The organism is Microvirga tunisiensis (assembly GCF_009296175.1).
Taxonomy (GTDB): Bacteria; Pseudomonadota; Alphaproteobacteria; order Rhizobiales; family Beijerinckiaceae; genus Microvirga; species Microvirga tunisiensis.
The window spans coordinates 1-19,538 of sequence record NZ_VOSK01000120.1 but is presented as its reverse complement, the minus strand read 5'-3'; the positions used below and the strand labels follow the sequence as shown (position 1 = coordinate 19,538).

Here is a 19,538-nt window from a genome sequence, read left to right as displayed (position 1 = left end):
AGGTGCTGTCCTCCCGAACGCGCCGGTCAGGCAGTCGGGCGGCGGCACTTCTGCGGCTGGCGGCCGTGACAATTGGCAAGACGGAGACGGCGCTGGGCGCCTTTTACCGGCGCCTGTCGACGCGGATCGGCAAGGCCAAAGCTGTCACCGCAACCGCCCGCAAGATAGCGGTGCTGTTCTACAACGCCCTGCGCCACGGCATGGATTACGCTGATCCGGGAGCGTCCTATTACGAGGAGCGATATCGGAAGCGGGTGATCGATAATCTGCACCGCCGCGCCAAGGCCTTCGGCTTTGTGCTGCAGGAGGTCGCTGTTGACGCTTCCACGGGCGCTGTTTCTTAGGAAATCTTCAGCCTCATGTCACATTAGGCTTTCCCGTCTCGTCTTACCATCGTCAGCAACACGACACATGAGGACCAAGACGATGAAAGCCCGGTTGATTCCCTTCGAAGTCGCCCCCGGTTCCCTGAAGCCGATGATGGAGCTGGAAAAGACCCTGAAGAACAGCGGTCTGGAGCACAGCCTGCTCGAGCTGGTGAAGACCCGCGCCTCGCAGATCAACGGCTGCGCCTATTGCATCCACATGCACACCAAGGACGCGCGCGCCAACGGCGAGAGCGAGGAGAGACTGTATCTTCTGAGCGCCTGGCGGGAATCGCCGCTCTACAGCGACCGCGAGCGGGCCGCGCTCGCTTGGACCGAGGCCCTGACGCTGGTGGCCGAGACCCACGCCCCCGATGAAGATTATGCCGAGCTGAGCCGGCACTTCACCCCGGTGGAGCAGGTCAACCTGACCCTGATGATCGGCGCGATCAACGCCTGGAACCGGCTGGCCATCGGCTTCCGGTCCATCCATCCGGTCGAGGCAAGCCGTGCTGCCGCCTGACGATGACGCGGCGGACCGGTTCCAGCCCCTCAGGCCGGGGCTGGTCCGCCTGGCCTACCGTATGCTCGGCTCCATCGCCGAGGCCGAGGACGTGGTGCAGGAGGCCTATATCCGCTGGCACCAGACGGACCGGTCCGCCATCCGCGAACCGGGCGCCTTCCTGTCCAAGACGGTGACCCGCCTGTGCCTCGACATCCTCAAATCGGCGCGGGTCAAGCGCGAGACCTATATCGGTCCCTGGCTGCCCGAGCCGGTTCTGGAAACGGCCGGGGAGGACGATTTGAGCGAGGATCTGTCGCTGACACTGATGATGGCGCTGGAGCGGCTCTCGCCGCTGGAACGCGCGGCCTTCCTCCTGCACGACGTGTTCGGGCTCGGCTTCGACGAGGTCGCCGCCACTCTGGACCGGGATCCCGCCGCCTGCCGCCAGCTCGCTGCGCGCGCCAGAAAGAACGTGCGCGCCGAGCGCCCCCGCTACCCCATCGACCGCCAGGAAGGCGAGCGGATGACCGACGCGTTCTTCGCCGCCTCGCGCAGCGGCGACCTGACGGCGCTGCGCAATCTCCTGGCGGAGGAGGTCGTCTCCTACACGGATGGCGGCGGCATCCGGAACGCCGCCCTCAACCCGCTCTTCGGTTTCCGCAGGGTGGCGGGCCTCTTCATGGGCGTGGCGCGCAACGACGAAGGCCAATTGCCTCCGGTTCTCTACAGGGGGCTGATCAACGGATTGCCTGGTTTCGTCACCCTCGAAAAGGACGGCATGGTGCAGACCACGTCCCTCGACATCGAGGATGGCCGCATCGTCGGGGTCTACGTCGTCCGCAATCCCGAAAAGCTAGGGCATCTGTCCGGTCTGGCGAGTTAAACGTTGAGGGAATGCCGGCGCGCGAAAGCGCCTGTTGTTCCCTCGCCGCCCTCCCGCTACCTTGCCCAAAAGGGAGAGCTCATGGCTGGGGCGGGCGAGACGGCACGACTGGAGATGTTCCGGGATCTTTTGGGCGACGCGCACCGGGCGCTCGACCTCCAGTTCGGCTTCGAATTGTGGGACGGCTCGACGATCCCGGCGGATCTGCCGTCCTATGCCATGCGGCTCGTCATCCGGCGCGAGAGCGTGATCGCCGCCCTCCTGCGCCGCCCGAACCTGGATACGGCGCTCAACGCCTACGTGGCCGGGCTGCTCGATCTCAAGAACGGCACCATCTTCGATCTCGCCTCCCAGCGCCCGCAGAAGGCCGGCAGGCGCCTGAAGACCTTGAACAAGCTGAAAGCTCTCAAGACCGCCTATCATTTCCTGCGCGCGCCGGCCGACATGCCGCGCCCGCTCGCCCGGGTCGAGGACAAGCCGGACGCCCGCGACGGGAAGCCCCGGACCAACAAGCAGAACGTCGCCTACCATTACGACGTGTCGAACGAGTTCTACCGGCTCTTCCTCGACCCGGAGATGGTCTATACCTGCGCGTACTTCCAGCCGGACTGGCACGACGATATCGCCCGCGCGCAACGGGACAAGCTCGACATGATCTGCCGCAAGCTGCGGCTCAAGCCCGGCGAACGCCTGCTCGACATCGGCTGCGGCTGGGGCGCCCTCATCTGCCACGCCGCGCAGTATTACGGCGTCAAGGCCACCGGCGTGACGCTCGCCGAGGAGCAGGCGGCGCTGGCGCGGGACAAGGTGCAGCGTCTAGGGCTGCAGGATCGGGTCGAGGTGCTGGTGAAGGACTTCACCCAGATGGAAGGCGAGTTCGACAAGATCTCCTCCATCGGCATGTTCGAGCATGTGGGAATCGCCAACCACCCGGCCTATTTCGGCGCCGTGCATCGCCTGCTGCGCCCGCGTGGGCTTTATCTGCATCACACCATCGCACGGCGCGCCAAGCGCAGCGACAAGGCGTTCCAGAAGCTCAAGCCCGAATACAAGGCGCTCACCCGCTATATCTTCCCCGGCGGCGAGCTCGACCACCTGGGCATGTCCGTTTCCAACCTGGAACGCCACGGCTTCGAGGTGCATGATGTGGAGGCTTGGCGCGAGCATTATCAGCGCACGACGAGGCTCTGGTGGGAAAGCCTCAATGCCCGCCGCAAGGAGGCCGAGGCGCTCGTCGGGCCGGAGAAGACCCGCATGTGGCTGCTCTATCTCGCCGGCTGCTCGCTCGCCTTCGAGCGCGCGGCGGTGGGCGTGAACCAGACATTGGCGTCAAAGCGCGCGCGCGGGCCTTCGGGCCTGCCACCGACGCGGGCGGATCTGTATCGGTACGACTAAGGCGTGGACTCATTCGCGGGTAGCAAGATCCGGATCGATGCGAGTTTGACGAGCACCAGATAGTCGGTTGCGAGCTTGTCGTACCGGGTCGCGACACGCCACCATTGCTTGATCTTGTTGAAGAACCGTTCGATCAGGTTGTATGCGTGATAGAGCTTGGGGCTGAAGCAGATCGGGTCCTTGCGGTTTCAGTTCGGCAGACGGTTCGCCCATGCTCCTTGCGGGCAGTAAGCTCCCTGATCCAATTGGCATCGTAGCCGCGACCCGCGAGCAACATCGGTCGGGGCGGCAAGGTGCAATCTGCCCTTTCTATGAAACCCGTTTCACACCGGGTGGCCGCCATGTCCCTTCGCCTGCCGGCAGGATCGACGGTGGCGCAGGCTTCGGCCAATAGAGGCGCATCACGAGATAGATCGTGTCATCCGGCGCCGGAAGCCAATTGGCCTCCTTGTCCGCGCCGGGGCTGTCCTTCTGGATGTACAGCGTCAGCGAGCCGTCCGCGTCCTTTGTCATCGCCGACATCATCGGAGAGTTGATGAGGTAGCGATCGATCGGGTTCTTGACCAGGAACTGACTCCTGCCGTCGTACATCGTAACCGACCAGAACGCGTTCACCGGCGGCAACTGGCCGGGTGGGAAGGTGATGGTGTACCTATGCTTGCTGCCGTCGAGCGGCTCACCGGTCGCGTCCGTTCGAGTATAGGGATACATCGCTTCCACGGCATCGTTGCCCAGGAGCCCGCCCTTGGCGGCGCCGGCCCGCATCACCCAGTCGCCGTTGTAGAAGGCCTCATCGCCAAGGAAGGAGCCGACGCTCCAGCCGTTGATATCCTTGTTGCCGCTGGCCAGCCACTTGTCGACCTTGTCGTCGCCCTGCTTCATGGCCACCAGGATTGCGGCCTTGTGTTCGAGCGATAGATCGTTGAACGCGAAGGTCGTGCCAGGACCTATGCCGATCTTCGCGAGTTTCGCACGGATCGCCTTGTCCCGTGGCGTCTCAGGGACGTATTGCAGGGCCGCGTCGAGATACTGGAAGAAGTTGTCCTTGATCCCGGTCGTGGTGGCAGGAACGAACTCGATCTTCGGCGCGGCGGGCGGGGCCGGTTGTTTGAGGAAGGCAGAAAGCGGCTGCGATTTGTACCCGGACTGAATTTTCTCGACGTTCGGCATATTGTCGGGATTGAAGAGCTGGGTGCGGATCAGCGCGAGGGGGAACGGCGTCGTCGATTGGAAGACCTGCCTGATCCCGGTGGGCGTTCCGCCTTTCCAATCGGGGCCGACCACCAGATAGTCGCCCGCCTCGGTGCCCGTGGCGCGCGTGCCTATGTAGCCGAAATTGTAGGTGTTGCCGTCGATCAACTGGACCGAGTAGTAGCGGTCCTTTTCGATCGTCGGCACCGAGATGACCATCGGTTCGGCGCGCAAATCCAGCCAGAGCATCGAGTAAGGGGTGTCGCTGTTCGGCGTGATGACGGCCGTGTCCGCCGGGGTGGCGACGCGGTTCTGGTTGTTGATTTCGTTGAACGGTGCCTTGAACTGCCCCGAGTTCCTGTCCACGGCGAACTCCTGCATGACCGCATAAAACATCACGAGCGGCAGGCCGTAGATGAAGCCTTCTTCAGCGATGTCCTTGGCCTCCAGGAGGTTGGGCCACTCGGCCTTGTTCTGCGCCATGGCCGGAGTGGACTTCGCCATCGTGGCGGCGAGTAAGGCCATTGCAGCAGAGTCAAGCAGCTCGCGTTTCGTCAGCATCTGAACACTTCCTTGCGGTTCACAGCTTCTGGACGCGCACGCGTAGGCAGCGGGAGGTTACCGGCCACTGCGATGATTGACAATGCACAACCCGGCCGATCCGGACCTTCCTGGATATCCGCCTTTGGCCCATCGTCGTCCGTGAATCACTCCCATGCGCCTGATCTTGCGAGGCAATTACGCCGCGAAGTGAGACCGATTTCGCAAGCAAATACCCACTTTGCGCTTTGTTCCTGCGGTTTAGGGATCGCGCCTTGGTTGAGAGCGGTAATGGCGGCCAGGGGATGACTTCGAAGATCAGCAATGAGGCGTGACGGACGTCGATGCGAGAACGGCTGATGGTGGTTGACGGGCAAGCCCTCAGCTTCTGCTGACCCCGACGCAGAATTTGGTTCGCTATCGGGGCATAGCGAACCCGACAAGCTGTCCGGCCGGTCGATTTATGGGGTCACGGCCGAGTGATCCTTATTCCGTCGCCGCCCTTCTCCGTCATCCTCGGGCTCGTCCCGGCCAGGATGGCCTGTCACGGCACCACCACCACCCGCGTGCCGACACTCACCTGCTCGTAGAGATCGACGATGTCCTCGTTGAGCATGCGGATGCAGCCGTAGGACGCATAGGTGCCGATGGAACTCGGGCGGTTGGTGCCGTGGATGGCGTATTCGTCGAGATCGAGGGTGAGCGCCCGCGCGCCCATGGGATTGTTCGCGGCGCCGCCGGGGATCACGTCGGGCAGGCGCGGGTTGTCGCGCTTCACCTCGTCCGGCGGCGACCAGGCGGGGCGGACGTATTTGCCGTCGATCCGCGCCTCGCCGAACCATTGCTTGCCGGGCTTGCCCACGGCCACGCGGTAGCGCAGGGCGGTTCCGTCGCCACGCACGTAATAGAGCCGCCGCTCGGCCGTCTTGATGACGACGGTGCCGGGCGAGACGCGCGCCTCGAAGGGCACGACCTCGCGGGCGGATGCGCCGGTACTGGCGGCGGTGATGCCGATGATGGCGGCAAGTGTGAATGCGGCGCGGATGCTCATGTCTCGAACCCTCCTGCGGAAACAGGTGAGGGTGAGACGCGAAAGGAACGGCTACGGTTCCAGCCTCTTCTGCTGGAGCAGGTTCAGATCACCGGGTCCCAGGCCAGCATGCGGTCGCGCGCATCGTGCGAAACCGCGTGCGGATGGCGGTTCACCATCCGGGCATGCAGCTGCTTCACCGTGCGGCTGGCGGTCGTGAGGAAGAGGAAGGGCAGGAAGGCGTGGATCAGGGCCGCAAGACCAGCAGCGAGCAGAGGGACAGCGAAGCTCAGAGCAACGTTCATATGCTCCAGATAGCTCTCGCCGACCGACTCCGGATGCTCTGTGAAAAACTGCTTCAAGGCCATGGACCGTGCTCCCGGAATAACGAGTCCAAATCCTACGCTTGGATCAAGAGGAGCTCAACAGCGTTCCTCCAGCCAAGTTGTGCGCCCTGTCACGTCACGATCGTCCGCGCGTTCATACCATCCAGACCTTAGATCACCATTCAGACCTGGGATCGTCCGCCGATTGAACCATGGCCGGGACAGCGCCCGGCCATGGCACGGCGTTCAAGTCAACGCTCACGCCGCCTGCGTGCGCTTGTTCTGGCGGTTGGTGATCAGGTCGTCGACCACGGTGGGGTCGGCCAGCGTCGAGGTGTCGCCGAGCGAGCCGAACTCGTCCTCGGCGATCTTGCGCAGGATTCGGCGCATGATCTTGCCCGAGCGGGTCTTGGGCAGGCCGGGCGAGAACTGGATCAGGTCGGGAGACGCGATGGGGCCGATCTCCTTGCGCACCCAGGCGACGAGCTCCTTGCGCAGCTCCTCGGACGGCTCCTCGCCGGCCATCAGGGTGACATAGGCGTAGATGCCCTGGCCCTTGATGTCGTGCGGGTAGCCCACCACGGCGGCCTCCGAGACCTTCGGATGGGCGACGAGCGCGGATTCCACCTCCGCCGTGCCCATGCGGTGGCCCGACACGTTGATCACGTCGTCGACGCGTCCGGTGATCCAGTAATAGCCGTCCGCATCGCGCCGGCAGCCGTCGCCGGTGAAATACTTGCCCGGATAGGTCGAGAAGTAGGTCTGCACGAAGCGCTCGTGGTCGCCGTAGACCGTGCGCATCTGACCCGGCCAGGAATCGGCGATCACGAGGTTGCCCTCGGCGGCGCCGTCCAGCACCTTGCCGTCCGCGTCCACGATCTGCGGCTTCACGCCGAAGAACGGATGGGTGGCCGAGCCGGGCTTCAGCCGGGTGGCGCCGGGAAGCGGCGTGATCAGGATGCCGCCGGTCTCGGTCTGCCACCAGGTGTCGACGATCGGGCAGCGGTCGTCGCCGACCACGCGATGGTACCATTCCCAGGCTTCCGGATTGATCGGCTCGCCGACCGAGCCGAGGAGGCGCAGGGATTTGCGCGAGGTTTTCTTCACCGGCTCCTCGCCGGCCTGCATCAGGGAGCGGATGGCGGTCGGCGCGGTGTAGAAGATGTTGACCTGGTGCTTGTCGATGACCTCCCAGAAGCGGGAGATCGTCGGATAGGTGGGCACGCCCTCGAACATCAGCGTCGTGGCGCCGTTCGCCAGCGGCCCGTAGAGGATGTAGGAATGGCCCGTCACCCAGCCCACGTCGGCGGTGCACCAATAGACGTCGCCGTCGTGGTAGTCGAACACGACTTGATGCGTCATCGCCGCATAGACGAGATAGCCCCCGGTGGTGTGCAGCACGCCCTTGGGCGTCCCGGTGCTGCCTGACGTGTAGAGGATGAACAGCGGATCCTCCGCGTTCATCTCCTCAACGGGGCAATCGTCGGAGACGAGTTCCGCCGCCTCGTCGTAATACACGTCGCGGCCCGGCACCATGTTGACGTCGGAGCCCGTGCGGCGCACCACCAGCACGTGATCGACCACGCCGGGTCCGACGCGCTCGATGGCGGCGTCCACGTTCACCTTCAGCGGAACTTTCCGGCCGCCGCGCAGGCCCTCGTCGGCCGTGATGACGAAGGCGGTTTTGGCGTCCTGGATGCGGCTGGCGAGCGAATCGGGCGAGAAGCCGCCGAACACCACGGAGTGGATCGCGCCGAGCCGCGCGCAGGCCAGCATGGCATAGGCGGCTTCCGGGATCATCGGCATGTAGATCGTGACCCGGTCGCCTTTCTCGACGCCGCGGTTGCGCATGATGTTGGCCATGCGGCAGACCTCCGCGTGCAGCTCGCGGTAGGTGATCGTCTTCGACTCGGACGGGTCGTCGCCCTCCCAGATGATGGCGACCTGATCGCCCCGGGTGTGGAGATGCCGGTCGACGCAGTTATAGGCCACGTTGGTGACGCCGTCCTCGAACCAGCGGATCGCCACGTTGTCGGGGCCGAAATTGGTGTTCTTGATCCGGGTCGGGGGCTTGAACCAGTGGATGCGCTTGGCCTCCTCGGCCCAGAAGGCCTCCGGGTTCCTGATCGAAGCCTCGTACTTCGCCCGATAGCCCGCATCGTCCAGATAGGCGCGATGCGTCCACTCGGCCGGCACGTCGTAGATCTTCTCTTCCATGGCGCTTCTCCCAGACGCTTGCCTGATGGATTTAGGTCTAGGTTTACGGAAATTGAGAGGGTCCGGGCAAGCGGGACGACGATCGGACTTTGGTCGTTCATACTTTCGGCGCTCGTGGGGCTGCGCTCGAGAGGGCCACTTCCTCCAGGGCTTCGAGGAATCGCAGGCCCTCCTTCACACGCGCGGCGCCGAGTTTCTCGACGAGCGCGCGGTTGACCACTTCCCAGCTGTCGAGGGCCGCCGAGAGCGCGGCTTCGCCTTCATCCGTGACACGCAGACGCTTGCCCGCGCGGCCCCGGCCGCCTTCGCTTTCGACGAAGCGGCGACGCTCCAGATGCTTCAGGTTGCGCACGACCGTCGTGGAATCGAAGCCCAAGGTCTCCGCAACGGCGCTGACGCTCGGGCCGTCCTGGCCCGCGATCGCCACAAGGAGCGAGAATTCCACGCCGGACAATCCCGTCGACCGGAGCTGCGCGCCGTAATGGCGCGACAGGACCGCCGCCGTCGCGCGGGTGCGGCGGCTCAGGCACGACTGGGCGACAGACCGAATTCTTTCGTCCTTCATTGCGCGGTTCCTGGACAGTCCTGAAAGTGAATATCACTTTTTCGACGCGAACCCGCCAATTCGGCGAATGAAAAATGGGCTCTAGCAAAGCCGGTTCGCATCAAATAGTGTATCTACATTATTTATCGCGAGTCGGAACATGGCACGAAGACGGGTGGTCGTCACGGGAATGGGGTTGGTCTCGCCGCTCGGCGTCGGCGTGGAGACCGCCTGGAAGCGGCTCCTTGCCGGACGATCCGGCCTCCGGCGCCTGCCTGACGCCATGGTCGCGGACCTCGGGGCGAAGATTGCCGGGACGGTCCCCGACCGGGCGATGGACTCTGAGGCCGGGTTCGATCCGGATCAGGTCATCCCGGTCAAGGACCGGAAGAAGATGGACCGCTTCATCCAGTTCGCCGTTCTCGCGGCGGAGGAGGCGTTGGCGCAAGCCGGCTGGAAACCTGAGACGGAAGCCGACCGGGAGCGGACGGCCACTGTGATCGCCTCGGGCGTCGGCGGCTTCCCCGCCATGATGGAGGCTGCCGAGACCGTTCGCGACAAGGGCCCCCGGCGGCTTTCGCCCTTCACCGTGCCGTCCTTCCTCGTCAATCTCGCTGCCGGGCAGGTCTCGATCCGGCACGGGTTCAAGGGCCCGCTCGGCGCGCCGACGACCGCCTGCGCGGCAAGCGTCCAGGCCCTGGGCGACGCGGCGCGCCTGATCCGCGCCGGTGAGGCGGACATTGCCGTCGCCGGAGGAGCCGAGGCCTGCATCGACCGCGTGAGCCTCGCAGGCTTCGCCGCGGCTCGTGCGCTCTCGACGGGGTTCAACGACGAGCCTGAGAAAGCCTCACGCCCCTTCGACGCGGACCGGGACGGATTCGTGATGGGGGAGGGGGCGGGCATTCTCGTGATCGAAGACCTGGATCACGCCCGCGCCCGTGGCGCGACGCCGCTCGCGGAGATCCTCGGCTATGGAACGAGCGCGGACGCCTATCACATGACCGCAGGTCCCGACGACGGAGACGGCGCACGGCGCGCGATGGCGCTGGCTCTCAAGGATGCCGGGCTTCAGCCGCAGGACATCCAGCATCTCAACGCTCATTCCACCTCGACGCCGGTCGGCGACCGGGGCGAGCTCGCGGCCATCCGGTCCCTCTTTCCGGGGCGTGGCCCGGCGATCTCCGCGACCAAGTCTGCAACAGGCCATCTTCTCGGCGCGGCGGGCGGCCTCGAGGCCATCTTCACGCTGCTTGCCTTGCGGGACGGCGCATTGCCTCCAACCCTCAATCTCAATCAGCCAGATCCCCTCGCGGACGGATTGGATCTCGTCGGGCCCGAAGGGCGCAGGCAGCCGACCGAATTCGCCCTGTCCAACGGCTTCGGGTTCGGGGGAGTCAATGCCTCGATCGTGCTGAAGCGCTGGACGTGAGCGGATCCGGTCGCTCTCAGAGCCCGCCCATCCGGCACACGATCGCCCATTCCTCGTCCGTCACCGGCTGCACGGAGAGGCGGGAATTGTTGACCAGGATCATCTTTTCGAGGCCGGGCTGCTTCTTGATGTCGTCGAGCGTCACGGGCTTGGGAAAGGGCTTCACCGCCTTGATGTCGACCATGCCGAACTTGCCCGTCGCGTCCGTGTGGTCGGGGTAGTATTCCCTGATCACCTCGACGATGCCGACGACGGCCTTGCCCTCGTTGGAATGGTAGAAGAAGCCCTGCTCGCCCAATCTCATGGCCATCAGGTTCTGCTTGGCGACGTGGTTGCGCACGCCGTTCCAGTGGGTGCCCTTGTCGCCTTGCGCCACTTGGGCATCCCACGACCAGACGGAGGGTTCGGATTTGTAGAGCCAGTAGGCCATCGACGCGTACTCTTCTTTAGTGCTGCATGATCCTGCCGGAAAACCGGTGTCCGCCTTTTCGGATCATGCTCAGTGCTCGGACTTGATGGGACGGTTCATGAGCGCATCGACCGCCTGATCGAGGGTCCATGCGCCGGACAGGATCTGCTCGACGGCTTCCGCAATCGGCATGTCGATGTTCTTTGCGCGGGCGAGCGCCACGAGGGCGCTGGCGGTCGCGGCCCCTTCCACCAGCTTGCCGCCGGCGGCGTCCGCGACGCTCAGGCCCTGGCCGAGGCGCTGGCCGAAGGCGAAGTTGCGGGAATGGGCCGAGGAGCAGGTGAGCACCAGGTCGCCGAGCCCCGAGAGACCCATCAGGGTCTCCGCCTTGGCCCCATAGGCGCGGGCGAAGCGCAGGAGCTCGGCGAAGCCGCGGGCGATGAGCGCCGCCTTGGCGCTCTCGCCGAGGCCCTTGCCGGCCACGGCCCCGCAGGCGATGGCGAGCACGTTCTTGGCCGCGCCGCCGATCTCGACGCCGCGTATGTCCCGGTGATGATAGACACGCAGCGCCGGACCGGAGAGGGCCGTCGCGAGATCTTCGGCGAGATCCGCTTTCCGGCAGGCGAGCGTCACGGCGGTGGGCAGGCCACGGGCCACGTCGTCGGCGAAGCTGGGGCCCGAGAGCACGGCCACGGGCGAGCCGGGACGCACGGTTTCCACCACGTCGCAGAGAAAGGCCCTGCTCTCCCGCTCGATCCCCTTGGCACAGAGCACGAGCGACGTCTCGACCGGCAGCACCGCTGCCAGCGCGGCGCTCATCTCCCGCGTCGTCTGTGCGGGCGTGACGAGAAGGACGGCGCGCGAAGAAGCGAGATCGGAGAGGTCCGCAGTCGGACGGATGCGGTCATGCAGTTTCACGCCGGGCAGGAAGCGCTCGTTGCTTCGCGTCGCCGCCAGGGCCGCGGCGTGCTCGGGCGAGCGCATCCAGAGCACCACGTCGTTGCCGGCGCTGGCCGCGGCATTGGCGAGCGCCGTTCCCCAAGCGCCGGCTCCGGCGATGCCGATGGTTTGAACTTGCACGGTCATCTCACGAACCGCAGGTCTCTGATCCCTCCCCACAAGGGGGAGGGAGAAGGCACCTGTGATCGATCAGACAGCCTCCTCGGATATTCATGTCGTTTACGCCTTCGCTCCGGCCTCGTCGCGGCTGGTGTCCAGCGGCCAGCGGGCGCGGGCCGGGGCTGCGATGTCGTCGATGAGGCCGAGGCGCATGCGCTCGAGGCCCGCCCAGGCGATCATGGCGCCGTTGTCGCCGCACAGATGCAGCGGTGGTGCGACGAGCTTGAGTCCGGCTTCGACGGCCAGGCGCTGAAGCCCTTGGCGCATGCCCTGGTTGGCCGCGACGCCGCCGGCTACCACCAGTGCAGTCGGGTGGCCCGCAATCTCGCGGAAGGCGCGCAGGCCCACGCGGGTGCGGTCGACCACCACGTCGACGATGGCGGCCTGGAAGCTGGCGCAGAGATCGGAGATGTCGCTGGCCGTGAGCGGGGCGATCTTTTCCGCCTCGATCCGCACCGCGGTCTTGAGGCCGGAGAGCGAGAAATTCGGTTCCGCGCGGCCCTGCATGGGACGGGGGAAGGCGAAGCGCTCCGGATTGCCCTTGGCCGCCTCCTGCTCCACGTGCGGCCCGCCGGGATAGGGCAGGCCCAGCATCTTGGCGACCTTGTCGAAGGCCTCGCCGATGGCGTCGTCGATGGTGGTGCCGAGCCGCACGTAATCGCCGACGCCGCGCACCGCCACGAGCTGGGTGTGGCCGCCGGAGGCGAGCAGCAGGAGATAGGGAAAGCCGATGCCCTCGGTGAGACGCGCGGTGAGCGCATGCGCCTCGAGATGGTTCACGGCCATCAGGGGCTTGCGCGTGACGAGCGCGATGGCTTTCGCGGTGGTCAGGCCCACCAGGACGCCGCCGATCAGGCCGGGGCCGGCCGCCACGGCGATCCCGTCGAGATCCTTCACGGAGCAGTCGGCGCTTTTCAGCGCGCGGGCGATGAGCCGGTCAATCACCTCCACATGGGCGCGGGCTGCGATCTCCGGCACGACGCCGCCGTAGCGGGCGTGTTCGGCGATCTGGCTCAAGACCTCGTTGGAGAGGATCTCGCCGCGTCCATCGAAGCCGACGCCGACCACGGCGGCCGCGGTCTCGTCGCAGGTGGTCTCGATGCCTAGAATGCGCATGATCGTTGGCTGCTCGATTAAGGTGTTGTCCGGACTTCCGGCCCGGCGCTCCTCCCCCTATAGTCCGCCGCGCCGCACAAGATCAAACGCGGATGTTGTTTTTGGAAGATCTGACAAAACACCGGCCCCATCCTGAGAGGCTGGCTCGTCATGAGCTTCCCTCGCCGTCATGGCCGGGCTTGTCCCGGCCATCCCTACCGGAAGAGCGCTGAGCTTTTCTCAATCGGGATCACCGGCACGAGGCCGGTGATGACGTGAGAGGGCGTCGGTATCTGATGAGCCGGATTCTCAGGATGAGGCTCGAGGTGAGTTTCGTCGGAAACCTTTGATTGGAGAACCCAGCCAGAATGGCCTCTTCACCCACCCTGGTCATCGGTACGCGAGGCAGCCCGCTCGCCCTCGCACAGGCTCACGAGACGCAAGACAGGCTGGTCGCCGCCCATGGCTGGACCGTCGAGCACCTGCCCCTGTCGATCATCAAGACCACGGGCGATGCCATCCAGGACCGGCCCCTCTCGGAGGCCGGCGGCAAGGGGCTCTTCACCAAGGAGCTCGACATCGCGCTGCTCGAAGGCTCTATCGACCTTGCGGTCCATTCCGCCAAGGACCTGCCGACGACCCTGCCGGAGGGCATCGTCATCGCCGGCTTCCTGCCCCGGGAGGACGTGCGCGACGCCTTCATCAGCCATCGCTTCAAGAGCCTGAACGATCTGCCGCAGGGCGCCGTCGTCGGCTCGGCCTCGCTGCGGCGCCAGGCGCAGGTTCGCCGCCTGCGGCCCGACCTCCAGGTCACGCTGCTGCGCGGCAACGTGCAGACGCGGCTCGCCAAGCTCGAACGCGGCGAGGTCGACGCGACCTTGCTCGCCATGGCGGGCCTGCGCCGTCTCGGGCTCACCGACCACGTCACGACCGTTCTCGAGACGGACGATTTTCTTCCCGCCGTCGGGCAGGGCGCCATCGCGGTCGCGATCCGCGCCGAGGACCAGCGGGTGCGGGCGGCCCTGCAACCGATCCTCGATGGGCCAACCGGCCATGCGCTCGCCGCCGAGCGGGCCTTTCTCACCATCCTCGACGGCTCCTGCCGCACGCCCATCGCGGGCCATGCGCGGCTGATCGGCAACGACCTCGAAATCCGCGGCCTCGTGCTGCGCCCCGACGGGTCGGAGAGCCTGGAGGCGGTTCGCCGCGGCTCGCCGGACGACGCGGTGGCGCTCGGGCGCGAGGCCGGCTCGGAATTGCGCGCCCGCATGCCGCCCGACTTCCTGAAAGCCTGATGCGGGTTCTCGTCACCCGCTCCGCCCATGATTCCGGGCGCACGGCTGAGAGGCTGGCGGGCCTCGGTCACGCGGCGTGCCTTGCGCCCGTGACCCGGATCGTGCCCACGGGCGATCCCGCGCCCGAGGCGCGTTGCGACGCCCTCATCGTCACCAGCGCCCATGCGGCGGAGGCCCTGGCGGCCCTGGATCGGCAGAAGCCGGTCTTCACTGTCGGCGAGCGCACGGCGGACGCGGTGCGCTCGCAAGGGTTCGCCGACGTGACCGTGGCGGACGGCGATGCGGTGTCGCTGTCGCGGCTGATTCGCGGGCGATTGCCGTCCGGCCTTGCTCTTCTTCATGTGACGGCCCGTCATCACAAGGAGGAGCCGGCGGCGTCCCTGCGCGCGGCCGGTTTCACCGTGCTGCCATGGGAGGCCTATGAGGCGAAAGCCGTCGAGCATCTTCCCGAGGCCGCCATCGAGGCCCTGCGCACTGGCCAAATCGGCGCCGCGCTCCATTATTCACGGCGGAGCGCGGATCTCGTCGTCCGGCTGGCGGAGGAGGCGGGACTGGCATCCCACCTTAGAGCCTTTCCGCATCTCTGCCTCTCGGCCGATGTGGCCGCGCCCCTGACCACGGCCGGCGCCGCGACCCTCGTGGCGGGAGATCCTTCCGAGGATGCGCTTCTCAGGCTCCTCGATCTGCTCCCATGAACCCTGTCGCCGCTTCGTTTACGATTCGGACGGTAGGGAGCTTTGCCATACGGAGAGGATCGTGGTCCGATGGGCCCATCCGTTTTGAGATCGTACCGCCGGGAGGGAACGAAACGCTGCGCCCAAGCTTGCCTCAATTGCATTTCACACTGACCCTTCGAAGATCTCGCCTTACGCGAATCTTCCCCTGGCGACCCGTGCAAGAGTGACCCGTGACCGATTCATCTGATTCCCGACGTCCGAAATCGTCCCGCAAGAAGCCCTCGCGTGAGCCGGCGACCCTTGACCTTAAGGCGACCGTGATCGACGACGGCATCGCCCGGGCGAGCCGCCCCGGCGCCGAGGCCCAGGACACGCTGGGCCAAGACACGCTCGGACATGAGACGCTCGGACAAGACACGGTTGGGCAGGACGCTCTCGCCGAGACCCCCGCCGGGGAGACGATCCCCGCGGGCGGGACGCCGGACGTGACGCCCGACGAGACCATCGCCAGCGGCAGCGAGCCTCCGGCCGAGGACGTGGTGGCCTCGCCGGAAGCCAGTCTCGATTCCGGGATCGGCACCGACACCCTTCCGTCCGGGGCATCCGTCGAGGGGTATGGCGAGGGGTCTGGAAGGCAGGATACCATCTCGTCTGACAGCTCCTACCAGGAGCCTTCCGCATCCCGGACGCGCGAAGATGCCGTGCTCCCACCACCGGCTCCCGAGCGGCGCGGTTCAGCCGGTGCCCTCATCGGTTCGGGCCTGCTCGGCGGCCTCGTCGGAGCGGGGCTTCTTTATGGATTGCAGGCCTGGCAGGGCTCTCCGGCTCAGGACGACCCGCGGCTCGCGCAACTGGAGCAGCGCGTGAACGCCCTGCGGCAGCAGCCGGCTCCCTCCGGGCAGCCACAGGCCAACACGCAGGCGCTGGAAGACCGGCTCCAGGCACTCGAAACCGCCCGGGGAGAACTGGATCAGCGGCTCCAGGCCATTCAAGGGACGGCTCAGCAGGCTGCCACCCAGGCGCAGGATGCCCTGAACCGTCCCGCGCCGGAGGCCCCGCAGCCTTCACCCCAGAACGAGGCGGCGCTCACCGACCTGTCCAACCGCATCTCGACGCTGGAGGAGCAGGTCCGGGCGAATGCCCAGAATGCAACGAATGCCGCAAGCGTCACGCAGGAACTCGACCGCCGCATCGCGGATTTGGACCGGCGCTTCGCCGATCAGGACCGCCGTTACGGCGAGGCGGAAAGGCGTCTCGGGGAGGCGGAGCGCCGCTTCGCGGACACCGACCGTCGTTTCACCGAGCAGGAGCAGCGCCTTGCGACGCTCTCCCAGCAGGCGGCGGAGAACACCCGGAACGCCGAGGCGGCGAGCCAGACCGGAACCAAGGTCGTTCTCGCCGGACGCCTGAACGATGCCCTGAAAAGCGGAACGCCCTATACGCAAGTGCTCGACGGCGTGAAGAAGGCTGGAGCCGACGCCAGCCGCGTGGCGCCTTTGGAGCCCTTCGCGCAACAAGGAGCTCCGACAGCCGCCACCCTTGCCCACAGCTTCGAGCCGGTCGAGACGGCGATCCTGCGCGAGAGCCGCGGCCCGGCCGAGGGCTGGACCGACCGGCTCCTGCGCATGGCCGACCGCGTGGTGACGGTCAAGCCGGTGAACGAACCGGGCTCGACCGGCGTTCCGGCTCTTGTCGCCCGCATCAGGCAGGCCCTGGAGCGCGGCGATGTGGTGGAGGCCGCCGCTGCCTGGAATGCCTTACCGGAACCGTCGCGAAGGCTCTCCGAAGACTGGGGCCGGCAGGTCAGGGCGGTCGCCGAAGCGCACCAGGCCGCGCAGGCGATCAGCGCTGATGCTCTGGCCACCCTCAATCGTACGACGCAATAAAAGGATCAGCCCCGCATGTGGCGCGCTCTTGTCTTCATCGGTCTTCTCTGTGTCGCGGCCTTTGCCGCGGTCTGGCTGGCCGACCGGCCCGGTACGGTTCTGATCACCTTCGGCGGTTACGAGATCCAGATGTCGGTGGCGGTGGCCGCCATCGCGCTGGCCGGCGTTGCGCTGGCCTTGGCCGTGCTCTGGTCCCTGGTCACAGGCCTCATCCAGCTTCCCTCCCGCCTGACCTTCGCGTCGCGGGCGCGCCGCCGCTCCCGGGGCTACCAAGCCGTCTCCAGGGGCATGGTGGCCGTGGGCGCGGGCGATACCATCGCGGCCCGTCGCTATGCCAACGAGGCCGAGCGCCTGCTGGGCAAGGAGCCGCTGACGCTCCTGCTCAAGGCGCAGGCCGCCCAGGTCTCCGGCAACCGGGAGGCTGCCGAAGCCGCCTTCTCGCAGATGATGGACGAGGACGAGACCCGGGTCCTCGGCCTGCGCGGCCTCTTCGTCGAGGCACGGCGCCGGGGCGATGCGGCGTCGGCCCATCAATTTGCCTCCGAGGCGGTGCGCCTGGCGCCGGCCGCCGCCTGGGCGAGCGACGCGGTTCTCGAGGCGCGCTGCGCCGAACGGGATTGGCGCGGAGCGCTCGAAACGGTCGAGCGGCGGACCTCGCTCGGCCTCCTCGACAAGAAGACGGCCAGACGCCACCGGGCCGTGCTTCTGACGGCCGATGCCCTGGAGAGGGTGGACCACGATCCGGAGGGCGCACTCCGAAGCGCTCAGGATGCCGCGAAGCTCGCTCCCGATCTCGTGCCGGCCGCGGCGCTTGCTGGCCGTCTGCTCTCGCGAAAGGGAGATCTGCGCAAGGCGGCCAAGGTGGTGGAGACCGCTTGGCAAGGTCTGCCGCATCCGGATCTGGCGGAGGTCTATCTCAATCTGCGCCCCGGCGATTCGGGGCTCGACCGTCTCAAGCGGGCTGAAACTCTCTCCCGCCTCTCCAACGGTGCGCCGGAAGGCCGGCTCGCCGTGGCGCGCTCCGCCCTGGAAGCACGGGAGTTCGACCGGGCCCGTGATGCACTGGAGCCTCTGCTGCAGGACCGGCCGAGCATGCGGGTGTGCCTGCTCATGTCCGATCTGGAGCAGGCGGAGCATGGCGCTACGGGCAAGGGCCGGGAATGGCTTGCGCGCGCCACCCGCGCGCCGCGGGATCCGGCTTGGATCGCCGACGGGGTCGTGTCGGACCACTGGGCGCCGATCTCGCCGGTCACCGGTCGTCTCGACGCCTTCGTCTGGCAGGCGCCGCCGGATGTGCTGATCGCTCCCGAGCTCACCCTCCATGACGACGTGACGGCGGACCTCGACGACGAGGTCAGGGCGTTGCCCATTGCGGCAGTCGAAGAGCCTGTTTCTCCGCCTCCCTCCAGCGAACCCGTTTCCGCGCCTGAGCCCCCGCTGGCGGAGACGGAGGTCAGAACCGAGGCCGTCATCGCCGAGCCGGCCATGGGAGCGGTGAAGGAGGAAACGCCTCTTCCGCAGCCCGGGCCGGTCGTTTTCCCGACCACGCCGCCCGACGTGCCGAAACCGAAGGAGCAGGCGTCCGCACGTCGCAGCGTTTTTTCGGTCTGGTAGGCCATTCCGATCTTTCCCTCCCTTGCCAAGCAGCGGGGGAGGGGGTAAGAGGGCGGCCTCTCGGATCGCAGAATTGCGATGCCGCAATAGCTCAGCTGGTAGAGCACCTCATTCGTAATGAGGGGGTCGGGGGTTCGAATCCCTCTTGCGGCACCATTCCACTCCTGGCGGCAGCGTCGGGCTGGAAGGCGTGGCAGGGGGTCATAGCTCAGTTGGGAGAGCGCTTGAATGGCATTCAAGAGGTCGGCGGTTCGATTCCGCCTGGCTCCACCATCCTGCTAGCGGATTCGATGCGAGAGACGGAGCGTGCGGGTGTAGCTCAGGGGTAGAGCACAACCTTGCCAAGGTTGGGGTCGAGGGTTCGAATCCCTTCGCCCGCTCCAATTCCTCCATTTGAGGAAATCCATCGACAAGGCGCCTTCGGGCGCCTTTCGTGTTTTTGCGCTCATGAAGCAAACGGGCCCATTCCATGGGTGGAACGGGCCCGCAGTGACTCGAAGTCACACGTCATTGACGTTCATCCGGGTAAACCGGTCATAGAATATGGAATGTCGAGCTGAAGGGTGCCTCCAACGCTCAATGTCTCGACGCGGAGGGGGTCTTCAGCCCAGGCGATATCGCTATGCGAGCCTCCATCCGTTCAAGCCGGGGCGGGTGCCCGGTTCATCGATGTTGCGGAACTGGCTTCGGTCAGGAACCCGCTCGAACAAGCATGCCGCTCCGCTCTCTGCGACGGGCCTTTCTCCAAGAGTGAGATCGCGCGCCGTCAGAGATAAAAAGCTCTCGCACACCGCTTGGCTTGTTTCAGCGTAGCGGAAAAGAAAAAAGCCCGGCTAACGATTGCCGGGCTTTGGTGGTCTCGAACCGTGTCGAATGGAGAGGCTCTGATTGTTGTTTGGTAGCGGAACGTTGTTGGGATCAGGTGCGTTACGCCATTGAGGAGTATACTTGGCGCTTTGACGGCCTGCGACGCCGAGCTTCTCACCGCAGGAGGACGTGATGCACTCCCTTCATCCGC

The 19,538-nt window shown here is 66.2% G+C and carries 16 protein-coding genes, 3 tRNA genes and 2 pseudogenes; 12 read left to right on the top strand and 9 right to left on the bottom strand.

The window, feature by feature from the left end; all coding sequences use genetic code 11:
* The 4 genes and pseudogenes from FS320_RS46115 to FS320_RS23440 all read left to right on the top strand — a co-directional run.
* A pseudogene (locus FS320_RS46115) lies at positions 1–344 on the top strand (IS110 family transposase); the annotation flags it as partial.
* Between the two features lie 82 nt (positions 345–426).
* Positions 427–888 carry a carboxymuconolactone decarboxylase family protein gene (locus FS320_RS23450; protein ID WP_152714341.1) on the top strand — a complete coding sequence of 154 codons (462 nt, stop codon included), beginning with the start codon at positions 427–429 and terminating at the stop codon, positions 886–888.
* Complete coding sequence (locus FS320_RS23445; RefSeq protein ID WP_162003185.1) at positions 875–1,753, top strand: RNA polymerase sigma factor SigJ; 879 nt, start codon at positions 875–877, stop codon at positions 1,751–1,753. The genes FS320_RS23450 and FS320_RS23445 overlap by 14 nt, the downstream gene beginning before the upstream one ends.
* A gap of 81 nt (positions 1,754–1,834) precedes the next feature.
* On the top strand, positions 1,835–3,148 hold the full coding sequence (locus tag FS320_RS23440; RefSeq protein WP_152714340.1) for a class I SAM-dependent methyltransferase: 1,314 nt from the start codon (positions 1,835–1,837) through the stop codon (positions 3,146–3,148).
* Here FS320_RS23440 and FS320_RS50850 read toward each other — a convergent pair.
* The 6 genes and pseudogenes from FS320_RS50850 to FS320_RS23410 all read right to left on the bottom strand — a co-directional run.
* Positions 3,145–3,425 (bottom strand): annotated as a pseudogene (locus tag FS320_RS50850) (IS5/IS1182 family transposase); the annotation flags it as partial. The gene FS320_RS23440 and the pseudogene FS320_RS50850 overlap by 4 nt on opposite strands.
* Before the next feature lie 32 nt (positions 3,426–3,457).
* Entirely contained in the window at positions 3,458–4,900 is a 1,443-nt protein-coding gene (locus FS320_RS23430; protein ID WP_152714339.1) for a DUF1254 domain-containing protein, read from the bottom strand.
* Positions 4,901–5,423: 523 nt separating this feature from the next.
* A complete protein-coding gene (locus FS320_RS23425; RefSeq protein WP_152714338.1) occupies positions 5,424–5,930 on the bottom strand; it encodes a L,D-transpeptidase in 507 nt (168 codons plus the stop codon).
* A gap of 83 nt (positions 5,931–6,013) precedes the next feature.
* Positions 6,014–6,277 carry a DUF6356 family protein gene (locus tag FS320_RS23420; protein ID WP_152714337.1) on the bottom strand — a complete coding sequence of 88 codons (264 nt, stop codon included), beginning with the start codon at positions 6,275–6,277 and terminating at the stop codon, positions 6,014–6,016.
* Positions 6,278–6,493: 216 nt separating this feature from the next.
* Complete coding sequence (gene acs, locus FS320_RS23415) at positions 6,494–8,452, bottom strand: acetate--CoA ligase (RefSeq protein ID WP_152714336.1); 1,959 nt, start codon at positions 8,450–8,452, stop codon at positions 6,494–6,496.
* 97 nt (positions 8,453–8,549) lie between these two features.
* Positions 8,550–9,017 (bottom strand): MarR family winged helix-turn-helix transcriptional regulator, encoded by a 468-nt coding sequence (locus FS320_RS23410; RefSeq protein ID WP_152714335.1) that lies wholly within the window; start codon positions 9,015–9,017, stop codon positions 8,550–8,552.
* A 139-nt stretch (positions 9,018–9,156) separates the two neighbouring features.
* On the opposite strand from FS320_RS23410, the gene fabF reads away from it, so the two are divergent.
* Positions 9,157–10,425, top strand: coding sequence for a beta-ketoacyl-ACP synthase II (gene fabF, locus FS320_RS23405; protein ID WP_152714334.1), 1,269 nt, complete (start codon positions 9,157–9,159; stop codon positions 10,423–10,425).
* Between the two features lie 16 nt (positions 10,426–10,441).
* Here fabF and FS320_RS23400 read toward each other — a convergent pair whose 3' ends face one another.
* The 3 genes from FS320_RS23400 to tsaD form a co-directional block, all read right to left on the bottom strand.
* Positions 10,442–10,855: an EVE domain-containing protein gene (locus FS320_RS23400; RefSeq protein ID WP_152714333.1), complete on the bottom strand. Its 414-nt coding sequence runs from the start codon at positions 10,853–10,855 to the stop codon at positions 10,442–10,444.
* 69 nt (positions 10,856–10,924) lie between these two features.
* Positions 10,925–11,920 carry an NAD(P)H-dependent glycerol-3-phosphate dehydrogenase gene (locus FS320_RS23395; protein ID WP_152714332.1) on the bottom strand — a complete coding sequence of 332 codons (996 nt, stop codon included), beginning with the start codon at positions 11,918–11,920 and terminating at the stop codon, positions 10,925–10,927.
* A gap of 93 nt (positions 11,921–12,013) precedes the next feature.
* The gene (tsaD, locus tag FS320_RS23390; RefSeq protein ID WP_152714331.1) at positions 12,014–13,069 is read right to left on the bottom strand and encodes a tRNA (adenosine(37)-N6)-threonylcarbamoyltransferase complex transferase subunit TsaD; all 1,056 of its coding nucleotides are present in this window, start codon (positions 13,067–13,069) and stop codon (positions 12,014–12,016) included.
* A gap of 347 nt (positions 13,070–13,416) precedes the next feature.
* On the opposite strand from tsaD, the gene hemC reads away from it, so the two are divergent.
* The 7 genes from hemC to FS320_RS23355 all read left to right on the top strand — a co-directional run bounded on the left by hemC (position 13,417) and on the right by FS320_RS23355 (position 18,903).
* Entirely contained in the window at positions 13,417–14,343 is a 927-nt protein-coding gene (gene hemC, locus FS320_RS23385; protein ID WP_152714330.1) for a hydroxymethylbilane synthase, read from the top strand.
* The gene (locus tag FS320_RS23380; RefSeq protein WP_152714329.1) at positions 14,343–15,038 is read left to right on the top strand and encodes a uroporphyrinogen-III synthase; all 696 of its coding nucleotides are present in this window, start codon (positions 14,343–14,345) and stop codon (positions 15,036–15,038) included. Before hemC ends, FS320_RS23380 begins: the two co-directional genes overlap by 1 nt.
* 212 nt (positions 15,039–15,250) lie before the next feature.
* The gene (locus FS320_RS50265; RefSeq protein WP_152714328.1) at positions 15,251–16,906 is read left to right on the top strand and encodes a mitofilin family membrane protein; all 1,656 of its coding nucleotides are present in this window, start codon (positions 15,251–15,253) and stop codon (positions 16,904–16,906) included.
* A 15-nt stretch (positions 16,907–16,921) separates the two neighbouring features.
* Positions 16,922–18,520 carry a heme biosynthesis protein HemY gene (locus FS320_RS23370; RefSeq protein ID WP_152714327.1) on the top strand — a complete coding sequence of 533 codons (1,599 nt, stop codon included), beginning with the start codon at positions 16,922–16,924 and terminating at the stop codon, positions 18,518–18,520.
* Between the two features lie 80 nt (positions 18,521–18,600).
* A tRNA-Thr gene (locus FS320_RS23365) sits at positions 18,601–18,676 on the top strand.
* A 41-nt stretch (positions 18,677–18,717) separates the two neighbouring features.
* Positions 18,718–18,793, top strand: a tRNA-Ala gene (locus FS320_RS23360).
* Positions 18,794–18,828: 35 nt separating this feature from the next.
* Positions 18,829–18,903: transfer RNA gene (locus FS320_RS23355), tRNA-Gly, on the top strand.
* The last annotated feature ends 635 nt before the right edge of the window (positions 18,904–19,538 follow it).

What these genes read in the sequence shown, in the direction of transcription:
- FS320_RS23380 (WP_152714329.1), top strand. Translation starts at nt 14,343, where the DNA reads ATGCGGGTTCTCGTCACCCGCTCCGCCCATGATTCCGGGCGCACGGCT.
- FS320_RS23440 (WP_152714340.1), top strand. Translation starts at nt 1,835, where the DNA reads ATGGCTGGGGCGGGCGAGACGGCACGACTGGAGATGTTCCGGGATCTT.
- FS320_RS23370 (WP_152714327.1), top strand. Translation starts at nt 16,922, where the DNA reads ATGTGGCGCGCTCTTGTCTTCATCGGTCTTCTCTGTGTCGCGGCCTTT.
- hemC (WP_152714330.1), top strand. Translation starts at nt 13,417, where the DNA reads ATGGCCTCTTCACCCACCCTGGTCATCGGTACGCGAGGCAGCCCGCTC.
- FS320_RS23400 (WP_152714333.1), bottom strand. Translation starts at nt 10,855, where the DNA reads ATGGCCTACTGGCTCTACAAATCCGAACCCTCCGTCTGGTCGTGGGAT.
- FS320_RS23410 (WP_152714335.1), bottom strand. Translation starts at nt 9,017, where the DNA reads ATGAAGGACGAAAGAATTCGGTCTGTCGCCCAGTCGTGCCTGAGCCGC.
- FS320_RS23450 (WP_152714341.1), top strand. Translation starts at nt 427, where the DNA reads ATGAAAGCCCGGTTGATTCCCTTCGAAGTCGCCCCCGGTTCCCTGAAG.
- FS320_RS23420 (WP_152714337.1), bottom strand. Translation starts at nt 6,277, where the DNA reads ATGGCCTTGAAGCAGTTTTTCACAGAGCATCCGGAGTCGGTCGGCGAG.
- FS320_RS23430 (WP_152714339.1), bottom strand. Translation starts at nt 4,900, where the DNA reads ATGCTGACGAAACGCGAGCTGCTTGACTCTGCTGCAATGGCCTTACTC.
- fabF (WP_152714334.1), top strand. Translation starts at nt 9,157, where the DNA reads ATGGCACGAAGACGGGTGGTCGTCACGGGAATGGGGTTGGTCTCGCCG.
- FS320_RS23425 (WP_152714338.1), bottom strand. Translation starts at nt 5,930, where the DNA reads ATGAGCATCCGCGCCGCATTCACACTTGCCGCCATCATCGGCATCACC.
- tsaD (WP_152714331.1), bottom strand. Translation starts at nt 13,069, where the DNA reads ATGCGCATTCTAGGCATCGAGACCACCTGCGACGAGACCGCGGCCGCC.
- acs (WP_152714336.1), bottom strand. Translation starts at nt 8,452, where the DNA reads ATGGAAGAGAAGATCTACGACGTGCCGGCCGAGTGGACGCATCGCGCC.
- FS320_RS23395 (WP_152714332.1), bottom strand. Translation starts at nt 11,920, where the DNA reads ATGACCGTGCAAGTTCAAACCATCGGCATCGCCGGAGCCGGCGCTTGG.